Genomic DNA, 14,433 nt, shown 5'->3' with positions numbered 1-14,433 from the left:
GCAGTCAGACCGTGGTCCCGTGGAACTGCGTGACGTAGAGATCCGCGTAGAGTCCACCCTCGGCCAGCAGTTCGTCGTGGGTGCCGGACTGCACGATTCGCCCATCGGCGACGACGAGGATCCGATCGGCATCTCGAATCGTGCTCAATCGGTGGGCGATGACAACCGCGGTTCGCCCCTCCAGCGCAGTGGCAAGGGCCCGCTGGACGGCGACTTCGCTCTCGCTGTCCAGGTGGGCCGTGGCCTCGTCCAGCACCACGACATCGGGGCGCTTCAGAAGTAACCGGGCGATGGCCAGCCGCTGCTTCTCACCGCCTGACAGCCGATGCCCCCGATCCCCCACGATGGTGTCCAACCCCTGAGGCAGCGATCGGACGAGATCCCCCACCCGGGCAGCATCACAGGCCGCCAAGATGTCCGCGTCCAAAGCATCCGGTCGGGCGTATCGAAGGTTCGCTCCGATGGTGTCGTGGAACATGTGCGAGTCCTGAGTGACGACGCCCACGGCGGCATGCAGCGATTCCTGCGTGACGTCACGCAAGTCCTGCCCGGCGATCGAAACGGCGCCGTCGGTCGGGTCGTACAACCGTGAGACGAGGGCGGTGATCGTTGTCTTTCCAGCCCCGGATGGGCCGACGAGCGCGTAGGTCTGACCGGCGGGGATCTCGAATGACACGTCATCGAGAACAGGTCCGGTGGCTGCCCGATCCGGACCGGTTCGGGCGATGGACTCCAGCGATGCCAGTGACACCTGAGAGGAGTCCGGGTAGTGGAAATCCACGTGTGAGAACCGGATCGGGGGTGCACCCCGGCGGGGCAGCTCACGGGCGTCAGGGGCATCGGCCACCAGCGGCTTGAGGTCGAGGACCTCGAAGACACGGTCGAAGGAGACCAGCGCGGTCATGACGTCCACCCGCACGTTCGACAGCGCCGTCAAGGGGGCGTACAACTGCGCGAGCAGGGCGATGATCGCGAGCAATGTACCGAGGGTCAGGGCACCGGTGATGACCAAGTTGCCGCCCACCCCGTAGGCGATGGCGGTGGCCAGCGCTGCCACCAACGTCAACGCGGTGAAGAAGTAGCGGTTGGCCAAAGCGATCTTGACGCCCATGTCGCGCACCCCGGCGGCCTTGCTCTCGTAGACCGCCTGTTCCTCCGCGGGTCGTCCGAAGAGCTTCACCAACAGCGCGCCGGCCACGTTGAAGCGTTCGGTCATCTGAATGCTCAGGTCCGCGTTCCACTGCATCTGCTTACGGGTGAGGGCCTGCAGGCGACGCCCCATATAGCGCGCCGGCAACAAGAAGATCGGCACCAGGATGAGCGCCAGCAGGGTGATCTGCCACGACAGCCAGAACATGGTCACGAGTACGACGACCACCGTGATGAGGTTGCCGACCACTCCGCTCAGCGTCGACGTGAACGCCTGTTGGGCACCGATGACATCGGTGTTCAGTCGACTGACGAGGGCACCTGTTTGGGCACGGGTGAAGAACGCGATGGACTGTTGCTGGACATGGTCGAAAACCTCCGCTCGGAGGTTGAAGATCAGCCCCTCCCCGATCCGAGCCGACAAGTAACGGCTCCACAGCCCGACCCCCGCGTCGACGATGGCGATGCCGGCCACCAACAGGGCCGTGGTGGTGACCACGGACGCGTTGCCCTGAGAGATGCCGTCGTCGATGATGCGCCGGAAGAGCAAGGGCTGGGCGACGGTCAGCAGCGCGTCTACCGCCATGGTGATCAAGAAGAGGATCACCAGTGACTTGAACGGCCGGGCGTACGACAGCACCCGACGCAGGATTCCGGGTTGCAGATCCTCTTTGAGCACGGAGCGGTCGCGGGAGAAGGACCGGGAAGCGGCGACGCGGGCGGTGGCACCCCCCATGGGTCCGCCGTGGGACATAGTTCCTCGATCCCTTTGAGCTTGACCCGCGACTGCGGGCTGATGTGAAGGTCCCGCGAGCCAGGTTCCCGTCAGGTCGCCACACCCTTCGCAGGGTGCAGGTCCCTATGAGGGTAATGCGCAGTCGGCTCCGCGGATTCCCGCGACCGGCTACGCGCACCGCGAACAGCGGTCGGCGTCGATCCGATCAGCCAAGTCCGCGTCGGGCCGTGAGGAACCGCGCCAGCCAGTCGAACATGACCTCGTTGGCGAACTGAGGAGCCAGTGGCTGATCGTGCAGCGAAGCGCCTTGTGCTGCCGTGAAGTCGAAGAACTTCTTGTGGCGCGGCGGTACCTTGCGCAACAAGCTGAAGGCATAGGTCGGTTGGTCGTACTTGCCCGTCGTGGGCGTGGGCGGCACTCCCGCCCCGCCGTTGAAGTACTGATCTCCTTGATTGCGGGTCAGCAGCATGGGCCGGGTGATTCGCCGCAGGTCGTCGTCGAACACGAACGGCAGCATGTTCTCCAGCAACTGGTAGTAGTCCGAAGGCGGGCGTCCGGCTCGGGCGTCGCGCAGGACCTGGCGGCTGTAGATCTCGCCCCGCTTGTAGATGCCCCACTGAGTGGTACGGGGGAACTGCGGCCATTCGGACGCGAACCCGGAGTTGAGTTCCCGGCGAGCCCGCTGTTTCTCGGCTCGGGGCAGGTTGTGGGTCTGTTTGACCGTGTTCATGTCCATCTGATCGCCCCAGACCAGAGTCGCGTTCCAGGCGGCGGGCATGAGGACGGTGGCATCGAGGTCCACTTCGGCAGCAGCACGGGCGGACAACATCCCGGCGAACGAGACGCCGACCAAACCCACCAATCCGACGTCGTTGCGGCGGCGCACACGTTCGACGATCGGTTCGATCACCTTGTTCCAGTCGGGGGTGAAGGTGATCTGTTTCTCGAACAGCCGGGACATCTGACCTGGCCCCTCGAACAGGACCACGTTGTATCCCCGCTCCAAACCGTCGGTGACGCCGAACTGCATACACTCCACCAACTGCCCATCGCTGCCGGAGCTCACGATCACAGTGGGCCTCTTGCCCGACCCGACCGGGCTGGGGAAGAAGTAGCAGGGGATGCTTCCATACCGGGAGTCAACGACGAACGGTTGCACCGGACGGTCGAAGTACCGAGCCGATTTCAACCACCTGTCCTGACAGATCCGGAAGTACTCGGCTTCATTGTCCGGTTCGGTTCCCCCCAGCACGAAGAACAGCGCTTGCGCCGCATACGACGAGGCCCGCATCATCCGCTGTCGGTACGACACGGCGTTCCTCGCACCGGAACGTCTGGCCAGCCGCTCCAGACGATCCCCGAGATCGATGCACGCCTGTACGAGGCTTTCGAAGTCAGCAGCGGTGGTATCGGCATCACCGGGGTTGCCGGTCTTCTTGTTGACCTGCTGCACCATCCGCATGACTTCACCGACTTCGGCGGTGTGCGAACTGGCGCCGCCCAAGCAGAACGAGATCTGCCCGTTGAAGGCAGCGTTGTTGAACAGGGGAAGCAGGACGTCGGACGGACGTGTCGGCGCCGGAGCCGTGCCGTGCGCCACGGCGCTGGTCGGCAGCAGTGGAGCCGTCGCCGCGGTGACACCCAGGGCTCCGGCTGCGGTCAACATCTGGCGTCGCGTCACAGCCATACTCGAAACGCTACACCTGGGCTGACGCTGAATCAGCGGTGTCACCGAGTGCGCGGCACGCTCGCGGCTGTCATCCGCATCAAGCGAGCGACACGAGGTCGGCGTAGTCAGGATTCCAGTGGTCCTCAACGCCGTCGGGGAGCAACAACACGCGCTCGGGATTGAGCGCCTCCACCGCGCCTTCGTCGTGGCTGACCAGGACGACGGCTCCCTCGTAATCACGCAATGCGGCCAGAATCTCGGCACGGCTGGCAGGGTCGAGGTTGTTGGTGGGTTCGTCGAGCAGCAGGACATTCGCTCCGGAGACCACCAGCATCGCCAGCGCGAGCCTGGTCTTCTCACCACCGGACAGCACACCCGCTGGTTTGGCCACGTCGTCGCCGCTGAACAGGAAGGAGCCCAGGACGTCCCGGGCCTGCTGTTCGCTGATGTCGTCGGCCGACGCGAGCATGTTGGCGAGCACCGTCGCGGCCGTGTCGAGCTGTTCGTGCTCCTGGGCGTAGTACCCGAGCTTCAGCCCGTGACCGGGGTGGACCGCGCCGGTGTCAGGCTCATCCTGACCGGCGAGCAGTTTCAGCAGTGTCGTCTTGCCGGCGCCGTTGAGACCCAGGATGACGACCCGGGAACCGCGGTCGATGGCCAGGTCGACGTCGGTGAACACTTCCAGCGACCCGTAGTACTTGCTGAGTTCCGCTGCAGTGAGCGGTACCCGACCACAAGGGGCCGGGCGAGGCAGCCGCAATTTGGCCACCTTGTCGCCCTGGCGTTCCTCAATGCCGGACAACATCTGCTCGGCCCGACGCAGCATCACCTGGGCCTGCTTGGCCTTGGTGGCCTTGTACCGCATCCGTTCCGCCTGGTCCCGCAGGGCGCTGGCCTGTTTCTCTGCGTTGGCCTTCTCTCTGCGTCGTCGGCGCTCGTCGACCTCTCGCTGCTTGACGTAGGTATCCCACCCCATGTTGTAGATCTCGAGCACAGCGCGGGTGGCGTCCAGGTGCATGACCCGATTCACCGTGGCGGCCAGCAATTCGACGTCGTGGCTGATCACGACGACCGACCCGTCAAAGGATTTCAGGAATGACCGCAGCCAGGTGATCGAGTCCGCGTCGAGGTGGTTCGTGGGTTCGTCGAGAAGCAGGGTGGGCGCCCCCGCGTAGAGGATGCGGGCGAGTTCGACCCTGCGTCGCTGTCCCCCGGACAAGGTGTGCAGGGGCTGATCCAGGACACGTTCCGGTAGTCCCAGATTGCTCGCGATCGCCTCACCCTCTGAGGTGGCTGCGTATCCGCCCAGTCGCACGAAGTCGGCCTCCGCGGTGCTGTAGCGCCGCATCGCCTTGTCGCGAGTCGAGTCATCCGAGCTGGCCATCCGCTCCGCTGCCCGCATCATTCGGGCTCTCGCCTCGTGGATGCCGCGCGCTGACAGGATCCGGTCGCGAGCCAGCTGATCCATGTCGCCAGACCGAGGGTCTTGGGGCAGGTAGCCGACGTCGCCGCTTATGGTGACCGTGCCCCCCGCCGGCGCCCCCTCACCCGCGATGATCCGAGTAAGGGTCGTCTTGCCGGCACCGTTGCGACCGACCAGGCCCACCTTGTCCCCGGGACCCACGCGAAACGAGGCGTCGGAGAGCAGAAGGCGCGGGCCTGCGCGGAGTTGGAGGTCGGAAACGGTGATCACGGGGTTCCCAGTCTACGGTCGCCAGCCAGGACTCCCGTCCACCGCCGACCTATCGTGACGCCATGAGCAAACTGCCGCGAGTCGACCCTCGGGGACTGCGGCTGCGCCGCAAATACCTGGTCCCTTTGTTGAACAACCCCGCCGGCTACTGGTACCTCACGACGATCGCCCCACGGATCGACCGAACAATCACTCCCATGACGCGCGCGTGGATCAGTTCGCTACCCGCTACTCCCCTGCTGTTGATGACCCACACCGGCGCCAAGTCGGGCATCGAACGCAAGTCGCCGCTGATGTACTACACACGCGGCGAAGATGTGATCCTCATGGCATCGAACTACGGCCGCACCTCCCATCCCGCGTGGTTCCACAACGTGCAGGTCAATCCCGACGTCACCCTGCAGTTCCACGGCAGAACCGGCCGTTACCGCGCCCGCGTCGCAACACCGGAAGAACGCGACGAACTGTGGCGCACCGCGAAGGACTTCATCGCCAACTACGCCAACTACGAAGATCGTGCCGGCGACCGGGAGATCCAGATCGTCGTGTGCGAGTTCGTCGAGTGACCCTGCGACGCTGAACCGCCCGGCGATACGGTTATCGCGAAGCAGGAGGTGTGGGTGAAGTTCGACGACGACCGCGTCGACGCATCGCAATTGGAGGATCGTCGCGGCACCGGCCGCGGCGCAGGCGGCATGGGCCGCGGCGGCATGATGGGCGCCGGCGCCGGTGGCCTGGGCGTCGTTGCGCTACTCGTGCTGCTCCTCCTCGGCGTGAATCCACTCGAGTCCGATTTCACGGGCACGGCGACCGGCACCCAGCCGGCCCCAGCCAGTGATGTCGCCACTCGCTGCAACACTCCCGGAGCTGTGGACCGCTATCAGGACTGCTTCATCGTGAAGATCTTCAACGAGAACAACGAGATCTGGACGGATCAGGTTCAGGGGTACCAGCGACCCACGCTGGTGTTCTTCGAACGCGGTGTACGTACCGGCTGCGGCCCCGCATCATCGCAGACCGGTCCGTTCTACTGCCCTGCGGACAGCAAGGTGTACGTCGACCTCGGTTTCATGAGCCAATTGCTCACCACACTCGGTGCCGAGGGCCGCAACGCCCAGGCGTACGTGATCGCCCACGAAGTGGGTCATCACCTTCAGAACCTCGTCGGAACCGAGCGCCAGGCGCGTCGCTTGCAGCAGCAGAATCCACGGGCCGCGAACGACATCAGCGTTCGCCTTGAGCTGCAGGCCGACTGCTACGCAGGTGTCTGGGCCAGACAAGCCGACGAGCGGGGGAAGGTGGCCATCACCCAGCAGGAATACAACCAGGCGATCGACGCTGCCGCCGCTGTCGGGGACGATCGGATCCAGGCCGGGGCCGGTCAGCGTGTCGACCCCGAGACGTGGACGCACGGCTCCGCCCGTGCCCGCCAGGGCTGGTTCGCGCGCGGCTTCGAATCCGGCGACCCCGGCCGCTGCGACACCTTCAACAGTTCCACCGACGATTTCTGAGTTGCGGCGATGTCGCGTGTCGGACTCGAGGGAGCCCGTGCAGGCGTCCGACCACCTCTGGACCGGGCGCCCAGGTCAGACGTTGAAGCCCAGCGCCCGCAGCATCTCGCGACCATCATCCGTGATCTTGTCCATGCCCCAAGGCGGCATCCAGACCCAGTTGATGACGTGATCCACGACCAGCCCATCGAGCGCGGCCCGGGTCTGATCTTCGATCACATCGGTGAGTGGACATGCGGCTGAGGTAAGCGTCATGTCGATGATGGCTTTGTTGTCCGGGTCCACGGTGACCCCGTAGACCAGCCCGAGGTCGACCACATTGATGCCGAGCTCAGGATCGACGACATCACGCATGGCCTCCATCACGTCGTCTTCGGACGTGACCGTCATTTCACTCATGGACTTCCTCCTCGTCTGATGGCCTCGGGGCGGCATCGTCGGTGCCCCGCTCGACCGCATCGCGCAGCGCCATCCAGGGCAGCAGCGCACACTTGACCCGAGCCGGATATTTCGCGACCCCCGAGAATGCCACGAGATCACCTAAGGCCTCATCGTCCGGTTCGGCCTGTCCTTTGGAGTGCATCAACTCGATGAACGAATCGAGCGTCTCGAAGGCCTCGCTGACGGGGCGACCTTCGACCTCGTCGAACAGCACCGAGGCGCTTGCCTGCGAGATGGAACACCCCTGGTTCCAGTAAGACACGTCCCGAATGACGGGTTCAGCACCGTCGCTCAGGTCCACTCGCAGCGTGATCTCGTCTCCGCAGGTGGGATTGACGTGGAACACCTCGGCGTCGAAGGGAGTCCGCAGACCCCTCCCGTGCGGGTTGCGGTAATGGTCGAGGATCACTTCCTGGTACATCGATTCGACGTCCATCACAACACCCCGAAGAATCGTTGGGCACGCACGACCCCGGCGACCAGAACATCCACATCGGTCTTGTCGTTGTAGACGTGGAACGTGGCACGTGTCGTGGCGGGCACGCCATACCGGCGACAGGTGGGCCAGGCACAGTGGTGTCCCACCCGGACCGCCACTCCCTCGTCATCGAGCACTTGGCCGAGGTCGTGGGGGTGGATTCCCTCGACGGCGAAGGACACCGCTCCGCCGCGGTCGACCATGTCACGGGGGCCGATGATCCGGACCCCGGCAAGGGCTTCGAGGCCCGCGAGCGCTTGCTGTGTCAGTTCCTGCTCATGGTCGTGAACGGCAGTCATCCCGATCCCGTTGAGATAGCGCACGGCGGCCTCGAGGCCCACCGCCTGGGACAACATCGGCACGCCGGCTTCGAACCGCTGCGGCGGTGCCGCGAAGGTACTGCGCTCCATGGTGACGAGTTCGATCATCGAGCCACCGCTGATGAACGGCGGCATCGCGGCCAGCAACTCGGGTCGCCCCCAGAGGCACCCGATGCCGGTGGGTCCGAGCATCTTGTGCCCACTCCAAGCGATGAAGTCCACATCGAGCGCCGTCACATCCACCGGCATGTGCGGCACCGACTGGCAGGCATCCAGCATGACCAAGGCGCCGACCTGACGGGCACGCGCGGCGATGGTGGTGACCGGATTGACGGTGCCGAGGATGTTGGACTGGTGCACGAACGACACGATTCGGGTGCGCTCGGTGATCACGGTGTCGAGGTCATCCAGGTTAAGCCTGCCGTCGTCGGTCAACCCTAGCCAGCGCAGTGTCACGCCTGTCTTGTCGCGCAACTCCTGCCACGGCACCAGGTTGGCGTGGTGCTCCATCTCGGTGACGACGATCTCGTCCCCCGGGTTCAGCACGAACCGATCGGCCCCGGCCGGTAACTCGAGTCCGCGCTGGCGTTTCAGCGTGGCATTCAGGAAGGAGTAGGCCACGAGGTTGATCGCTTCGGTGGCGTTCTTGGTGAAGACGAGCTCCTCAGGCCGTCCCCCGACGAAGCCCGCGATGGTGGCGCGGGCCTGCTCGTAGGCGGCAGTGGCCTCCTCGGCGAGTTGGTGCGAGCCGCGATGGGCTGCGGCGTTGCTGCTTTCGAGGAACTGCCGCTCGGCATCGAGCACCTGGCGCGGTTTGTGAGACGTAGCGCCGGAGTCCAGGTACACGAGCCGTTTCCCGTCGCGCACGGTGCGCGCCAGGATCGGGAAGTCCGCGCGGATCGCGCCGACATCCAATGTCATCAGACGGCGGCTTTCGTGAACTGTTCATAGCCCTCGGCGTCGATGATGTCGGCGAGCTCGGGGCCTCCTTCGGCGACGATGCGACCGTCCATGAACACGTGTACGAAGTCGGGCCGCACGTGCTTGAGGATGCGCGTGAAGTGTGTGATCAGGATCAGGCCGGTGTCACCGGTCTCGCGGACCCGGTTGATTCCCTGCGAAACGGTGCGCAGCGCATCCACGTCGAGGCCGGAGTCGGTCTCGTCGAGGACTGCGATCTTCGGAGCGAGGAGCTCCAACTGCAGGATCTCGGCGCGCTTGCGCTCGCCGCCGGAGAACCCCTCGTTGACGTTGCGCTCGGCGAAACTCGAGTCGATGTTCAACTGCGCCATGGATTCGCGCAGTTCCTTCAGCCACAGTCGCAACTTGGGCGCCTCTCCTCGCACAGCGGCGGCGGACGTGCGCAGGAAGTTGGACATCGATACGCCCGGCACCTCGACCGGGTACTGCATCGCCAGGAACAGCCCAGCCCTGGCACGTTCATCGACGGACATCTCCAGCAGATCCTGGCCGTCCAGCGTGACGCTTCCTGACGTGACCGTGTACTTGGGATGTCCGGCGATCGCGTAGGCGAGAGTGGACTTCCCGGAACCATTGGGCCCCATGATGGCGTGTGTCTGACCTGATTCGATGGTCAAGGTGACGCCGGTGAGAATCTCCCGGTCCTCGCCGTCGGCATCGACGCTGACATGCAGGTCGCGGATCTCCAAGGTGCTCATGACCGTGTCTCCTGTGTTGTGTGGCGGCTGACCTCGACGGTGGCGACACCATCGACGTCGGTGATTCGGGTCTGGTAGGTATCGACCGGTTCCCAGGCGGGGGGTTCGTCCGGTTCGCCGGTGCGCAAGTCGAAACGGGAGCCGTGCAGCCAGCACGAGATGGTGCCATCCGACTCGACGACGCCTTCGCTGAGGGGCACCTCGGCGTGACTGCAGACATCCCGCAGGGCGAAGACCTCGTCACCGACCCGGGCGACACAGACGTCCTCTCCGGCGACATCGACGGATTTCGCCGTGCCGTCGGCCAGCGCCGAGAGTGGACAGACGGGGACGAAACCAGTGGTCTTGGCGGTCATCATGGAGCCGCCGTCTCGAGTGATGACAACTCCTCATCGACGCTGGCCATGAGGAGGTCTTCCACTTCGGTGACCCCGATGCGGCGCACCATGTCCGCGAAGAAGCCACGGACGACCAGGCGGCGCGCCTCGTCGGCGGGGATGCCCCGGGACTGGAGGTAGAACAACTGCTCGTCATCGAACCGGCCGGTGGCAGCGGCGTGACCGGCACCTGCGACTTCACCGGTCTCGATCTCCAGGTTCGGTACCGAGTCCGCGCGGGCACCTTCGGTCAAGACCAGGTTGCGGTTGGTCTCGTAAGTCTCGGTTCCGGTCGCCGCGGCCCTGATGAGGACGTCGCCCACCCACACGGTGTGAGTCTTGGCGCCGGCGAGCGCACCCTTGTACGTGACATCGCTGCGGCAGTTCGGCACAGAGTGATCGACGAACAATCGATGCTCCTGATGCTGGCCGCCAGTGGCGAGGAAGGCCCCCAGCATCTCGGCGCTACCACCAGGACCCGTGTACGTCACACTGGACGACAGTCGTACGACATCCCCGCCGAGCGTGACGGCGACGGCTCGGATCGATGCGTCGCGACCGACCACCACCCGCACATGTCCCACAAGCACGGCATCGTCTGCCATCCGCTGCAGGACTGCGACGGTGGCCGTGGCGCCGTCTCCGGCAAGAACCGTGATGTCGCCCGCGTAGGCGCCGGTGCCGACATGGTCGATCACGACGACGGACGACGAGTTGGCGCCGAGGTCGACGACGACCTGCCCGAACGCCTGCGGGTTGCCCGAAGCGTCAACCGTGATTCGCACGGGATCAGCCAGTTCGCCGTTCGCGGGGACGGTGATGACTGCCGCCTGCTCGAAGCCCGCCCATGCGAGAGCGGACACGCGGTCGCTGGGAGGGGCGGCCTGGGCGAGCGCCGGGTCATCGCGCTCGACGATCGTGACCAACTGGGCCGCCGTATCGGCCCTGTAGTCCACCCCGCCGGTCGACTCGACCGATTGGTGCAGTCCGCGCAGCCTTCGCATGGGGGTGAAGCGCCACAGTTCCTCGCGGCCGGTGGGCACTTCGAAGGCCTCGGCGTCGAAGCTGCGCACCGCCTCGTTGAGGTGTTCGCTGACCGCTGTCATCCCACGGCCCCTTCCATCTGCAGTTCGATGAGCCGGTTCAGCTCCAGCGCGTATTCCATGGGTAGTTCGCGCGCGATCGGCTCGATGAAGCCGCGCACGATCATGGCCATGGCCTCGTCCTCGGGGATGCCGCGGGACTGCAGGTAGAACAGCTGGTCCTCACTGACCTTGCTCACGGTTGCTTCGTGGCCCATGGCCACGTCGTCGGTGCGGATGTCGTTGTAGGGGTACGTGTCCGAGCGGCTCTCGTCGTCGACGAGCAGTGCGTCGCAGCGCACAGTGCTGGCCGAGCCGGAGGCGTTGGGCATGACCTGCACGAGACCGCGGTACGACGAGCGGCCACCACCGCGGGCGACGGACTTCGAGATCACCGACGACGACGTGTTGGGCGCGGCGTGCACCATCTTGGAGCCGGCGTCCTGGTGCTGGTTGGGACCGGCGAAGGCCACCGACAGCGTCTCGCCCTTGGCGTGCTCACCCATCAGCCACACCGCCGGGTACTTCATGGTCACCTTGGACCCGAGGTTGCCGTCGACCCATTCCATCGTGGCGCCCTTGTGGGCCTGGGCCCGCTTGGTCACCAGGTTGTAGACGTTCGTCGACCAGTTCTGGATGGTCGTGTACCTGCATCGAGCGCCATCCTTGACGATGATCTCCACGACTGCCGAGTGCAGAGAGTCGGTGCTGTAGATGGGTGCGGTGCAGCCCTCGACGTAGTGAACGTAGGCGCCCTCGTCGACGATGATCAAGGTGCGCTCGAACTGGCCCATGTTCTCGGTGTTGATGCGGAAGTACGCCTGCAGCGGGATCTCCACGTGCACGTTCTTCGGAACGTAGATGAACGAACCGCCGGACCAAACTGCTGTGTTCAGAGCCGCGAACTTGTTGTCGCCGGCCGGGATCACCGACGCGAAGTACTCCTTGAACACGTCTTCGTGCTCGCGCAAACCGGTGTCGGTGTCCAGGAAGACGACGCCCTGCTCCTCCAGGTCCTCGCGGATCTTGTGGTAAACCACCTCGCTGTTGTGGACCACCAGACCCTCGGCAATGAAGTTGTGCGGGCCGTCGACCTCGATGTCGAACACGGGCTCGACCTCGTGGGGCTCGATGCCCGTGACGCGGGTGAACCCGAGGTGGTCGGACACGTGTGCCCGGAGGGTCGTGCCATGCGCCGCTCGGTCGCTGTGGAAGTACTCGCGCCGACCGAATCGCTTCGTCCGCCGGGGGTTGCGGCAGTCCAGGAGCTCGAAGTCGCCCGAGATCCCGATGCGGAACCCGTGGATGAGCCGCTCCGGATCTGTCGGGTGCACCGAGTCGAACTCGTACAGCCGGCTGGCCCGCAGGCCGCTGGTCAGCGCCAAGGCGGCCGCGTCTTCGAGCAGCGCGGAGTTGCCGCTGGTCAGCGCCACCGAGCCGGACTTGTCGGGGCCGACGTATCCGTCTGCATCCACGTAGCCGCCGAGGAAGGCGAGCCGCTCGTCGAGAGGCAGTGACTGGACCCAGGTCGGAATGCGCTTGGTGAGCGATCGACCGGCCAAGCCGAGATCCGAGATGAACTCGCAGAGCTTCTTGGAGTTGACCACCACCCGGTAGTCGTCGGCCTCGATGGTTCGGGTGCCGAACTGTTCCGAGACGATACGCGCGATCTCCGCGCGCACCTCGACGTCACCAGCGACGACCGCGAACTGGAGCCGGTGCGTACGCCCGGACGACTGGACATTGCCGTCGCCGATGAAGAACCCCATGAGCCACATCAGGTCGACGTTGGTCTCGACCGGGCCGAATCCGGAACCGTCGTGCAGGACGCGGGAGGTGCCGAACGTGGGCAGGCTTCGCGGGACCGCGATGAAGTCCCCGACCTGCAACTCCCCGACCGTCTTCCACCGGCGGCGGTAACGCGCGCGCTGCCGACCCGGCTTGCGGTTGTCCTCCAGCACCAACATCGGGTGGTTGTCGGTGGCGCGGACCTGCCGCGTGCCGGCGGTGAGCCGATACGTCTGGCGTACATCTGTCTGAGCGGCTGCGCGGACCGGGGCGACGACGAACGCGTCGGCGTCTTCGTCGTACGCGAAGACCTGGTCTCCGGGCTCGATCTCCTTGATGGCCACCAAGCCGCGACCAGCGGTCCACACCCTGGTGTCACCGGCCAGACACTCATACTGGGCGGCCACACCCGCGACGAGGCGCTGCTTCTCCGCCTCGGGGATGCCGAGCTTGTCGTAGGTGTTCTTGATGTCCTCGGGGAGGTCTTCCCAGGATGCCGCCTGCTTCTCGGTGGAGCGCACGAAGTACTTGATGGTGTCGAAGTCGATGCCGGACAGATCAGCACCCCAGGCCGGCATCGGCTGCTTCTCGAACAGTCGCAAGCCCTTCAGGCGCAGGTCGAGCATCCACTGTGGCTCGTTCTTCTTCGCGGAGATGTCGCGCACGACATCCTCGTTGAGGCCACGCCGTGCAGTGGCGCCGGCAGTGTCGGAATCGGCCCAGCCGTACTCGTAGGTGCCGAGGCCTTCCAGTTGGTCGGCGGCACCCCCAGTAGCGGTGTCCTCAATCTGGTCACGGGTTGAGGTCATGAGCGGATCCTCTCTGGGGTTCGGGCGGCCACGACCGCCGTGCAGACGCCATCGCCGTGCGCGATGGTCGCCAATCGGGTCACGTTGGAGCCGACCAGCCGGGCGATGGCTTCGGTCTCGGTGTCACACAGGACAGGAAATTCGGCGGCGACATGGGCGACGGGGCAGTTGTGTTGGCAGATCTGCAGCGCACTGCCACCGGGGATATCGGTGACGGAGGCCGCAAAACCGTCATCAGTCATGACCCGGGCCAGCAACTCGGCCCGGTGCTGGGGGTCGGATTCGTCAGCGAGCACCGGCAGATAGCGACGTTCCAGGTCGCGGGCACGTTCGCTGGCGAATGCCGTCACCGCGTCCTCACCGCCGCGCTCGGACAGGAACCGCAGGGCGGACATGGCGAGATCGTCGTAGGCCTGGTCGAAGATGTCCCGACCGGATTCGGTGATCGAATACACCCGCGGCGGGCGGCCACGACCACGCGACGGCGCGGGCCCGAAGGCGGGGCGTTCGCCGGATTCCAGCAGGCCGTCGGCTTGCAGCGAATCCAGATGACGACGGACCCCCGCGGCTGTCATGCCGAGCCGCTGCGCCAACTCCGGGGCGGTCGCGGGGCCGTCGGCCAGCAGGGAACGCGCCACACGGCGGCGAGCCTCTGACTGGATTTTCACAACACCATTGTTGCCTAATTCCTGCGATGCGCA

12 protein-coding genes and 3 pseudogenes are annotated in these 14,433 nt (G+C 65.4%); 2 read left to right on the top strand and 13 right to left on the bottom strand.

Features of this window, described 5'->3' with window-relative positions; all coding sequences use genetic code 11:
- Positions 1–4: 4 nt before the first annotated feature.
- The 3 genes from V9E98_02970 to V9E98_02960 form a co-directional block, all read right to left on the bottom strand.
- Complete coding sequence (locus V9E98_02970) at positions 5–1,903, bottom strand: ABC transporter ATP-binding protein (GenBank protein ID MEI2715948.1); 1,899 nt, start codon at positions 1,901–1,903, stop codon at positions 5–7.
- Between the two features lie 187 nt (positions 1,904–2,090).
- Complete coding sequence (locus tag V9E98_02965) at positions 2,091–3,572, bottom strand: hypothetical protein (GenBank protein MEI2715947.1); 1,482 nt, start codon at positions 3,570–3,572, stop codon at positions 2,091–2,093.
- A gap of 79 nt (positions 3,573–3,651) precedes the next feature.
- Positions 3,652–5,247, bottom strand: a complete 1,596-nt coding sequence (locus V9E98_02960) for an ABC-F family ATP-binding cassette domain-containing protein (protein MEI2715946.1) — start codon at positions 5,245–5,247, stop codon at positions 3,652–3,654.
- Positions 5,248–5,309: 62 nt separating this feature from the next.
- On the opposite strand from V9E98_02960, the gene V9E98_02955 reads away from it, so the two are divergent.
- Entirely contained in the window at positions 5,310–5,813 is a 504-nt protein-coding gene (locus V9E98_02955) for a nitroreductase family deazaflavin-dependent oxidoreductase (protein ID MEI2715945.1), read from the top strand.
- A 54-nt stretch (positions 5,814–5,867) separates the two neighbouring features.
- Positions 5,868–6,758, top strand: coding sequence for a neutral zinc metallopeptidase (locus V9E98_02950; GenBank protein MEI2715944.1), 891 nt, complete (start codon positions 5,868–5,870; stop codon positions 6,756–6,758).
- A gap of 75 nt (positions 6,759–6,833) precedes the next feature.
- On the opposite strand, the gene V9E98_02945 is transcribed toward V9E98_02950, so the two are convergent.
- The 10 genes and pseudogenes from V9E98_02945 to V9E98_02900 all read right to left on the bottom strand — a co-directional run bounded on the left by V9E98_02945 (position 6,834) and on the right by V9E98_02900 (position 14,400).
- Complete coding sequence (locus V9E98_02945) at positions 6,834–7,157, bottom strand: metal-sulfur cluster assembly factor (GenBank protein MEI2715943.1); 324 nt, start codon at positions 7,155–7,157, stop codon at positions 6,834–6,836.
- Complete coding sequence (locus tag V9E98_02940; protein MEI2715942.1) at positions 7,150–7,635, bottom strand: SUF system NifU family Fe-S cluster assembly protein; 486 nt, start codon at positions 7,633–7,635, stop codon at positions 7,150–7,152. Before V9E98_02940 ends, V9E98_02945 begins: the two co-directional genes overlap by 8 nt.
- Positions 7,635–8,918, bottom strand: coding sequence for a cysteine desulfurase (locus V9E98_02935; GenBank protein ID MEI2715941.1), 1,284 nt, complete (start codon positions 8,916–8,918; stop codon positions 7,635–7,637). The genes V9E98_02940 and V9E98_02935 overlap by 1 nt, the downstream gene beginning before the upstream one ends.
- Positions 8,918–9,676 (bottom strand): Fe-S cluster assembly ATPase SufC, encoded by a 759-nt coding sequence (gene sufC / locus V9E98_02930; GenBank protein ID MEI2715940.1) that lies wholly within the window; start codon positions 9,674–9,676, stop codon positions 8,918–8,920. The genes V9E98_02935 and sufC overlap by 1 nt, the downstream gene beginning before the upstream one ends.
- Positions 9,673–10,035, bottom strand: a complete 363-nt coding sequence (locus tag V9E98_02925) for a non-heme iron oxygenase ferredoxin subunit (protein ID MEI2715939.1) — start codon at positions 10,033–10,035, stop codon at positions 9,673–9,675. Before V9E98_02925 ends, sufC begins: the two co-directional genes overlap by 4 nt.
- A complete protein-coding gene (gene sufD, locus V9E98_02920) occupies positions 10,032–11,159 on the bottom strand; it encodes a Fe-S cluster assembly protein SufD (GenBank protein ID MEI2715938.1) in 1,128 nt (375 codons plus the stop codon). Before sufD ends, V9E98_02925 begins: the two co-directional genes overlap by 4 nt.
- Positions 11,156–12,187: pseudogene (gene sufB, locus V9E98_02915) on the bottom strand (Fe-S cluster assembly protein SufB). The gene sufD and the pseudogene sufB overlap by 4 nt, the downstream one beginning before the upstream one ends.
- Positions 12,186–13,267: pseudogene (locus tag V9E98_02910) on the bottom strand (LAGLIDADG family homing endonuclease). The pseudogenes sufB and V9E98_02910 overlap by 2 nt, the downstream one beginning before the upstream one ends.
- A gap of 45 nt (positions 13,268–13,312) precedes the next feature.
- Positions 13,313–13,732: pseudogene (locus tag V9E98_02905) on the bottom strand (Fe-S cluster assembly protein SufB).
- The gene (locus V9E98_02900; protein MEI2715937.1) at positions 13,729–14,400 is read right to left on the bottom strand and encodes a metalloregulator ArsR/SmtB family transcription factor; all 672 of its coding nucleotides are present in this window, start codon (positions 14,398–14,400) and stop codon (positions 13,729–13,731) included. Before V9E98_02900 ends, V9E98_02905 begins: the two are co-directional and overlap by 4 nt.
- Between the last annotated feature and the right edge of the window lie 33 nt (positions 14,401–14,433).

This window comes from Candidatus Nanopelagicales bacterium, from assembly GCA_037045355.1.
Classification (GTDB): domain Bacteria; phylum Actinomycetota; class Actinomycetes; order S36-B12.
This window is presented reverse-complemented; position numbering and strand designations above follow the sequence as displayed.

Excerpts from the sequence above, each read along its gene's own strand:
- V9E98_02940 (MEI2715942.1), bottom strand. The coding sequence starts at position 7,635 with ATGGACGTCGAATCGATGTACCAGGAAGTGATCCTCGACCATTACCGC.
- V9E98_02935 (MEI2715941.1), bottom strand. The coding sequence starts at position 8,918 with ATGACATTGGATGTCGGCGCGATCCGCGCGGACTTCCCGATCCTGGCG.
- sufC (MEI2715940.1), bottom strand. The coding sequence starts at position 9,676 with ATGAGCACCTTGGAGATCCGCGACCTGCATGTCAGCGTCGATGCCGAC.
- V9E98_02965 (MEI2715947.1), bottom strand. The coding sequence starts at position 3,572 with ATGGCTGTGACGCGACGCCAGATGTTGACCGCAGCCGGAGCCCTGGGT.
- V9E98_02955 (MEI2715945.1), top strand. The coding sequence starts at position 5,310 with ATGAGCAAACTGCCGCGAGTCGACCCTCGGGGACTGCGGCTGCGCCGC.
- V9E98_02925 (MEI2715939.1), bottom strand. The coding sequence starts at position 10,035 with ATGATGACCGCCAAGACCACTGGTTTCGTCCCCGTCTGTCCACTCTCG.
- sufD (MEI2715938.1), bottom strand. The coding sequence starts at position 11,159 with ATGACAGCGGTCAGCGAACACCTCAACGAGGCGGTGCGCAGCTTCGAC.
- V9E98_02970 (MEI2715948.1), bottom strand. The coding sequence starts at position 1,903 with ATGTCCCACGGCGGACCCATGGGGGGTGCCACCGCCCGCGTCGCCGCT.
- V9E98_02945 (MEI2715943.1), bottom strand. The coding sequence starts at position 7,157 with ATGAGTGAAATGACGGTCACGTCCGAAGACGACGTGATGGAGGCCATG.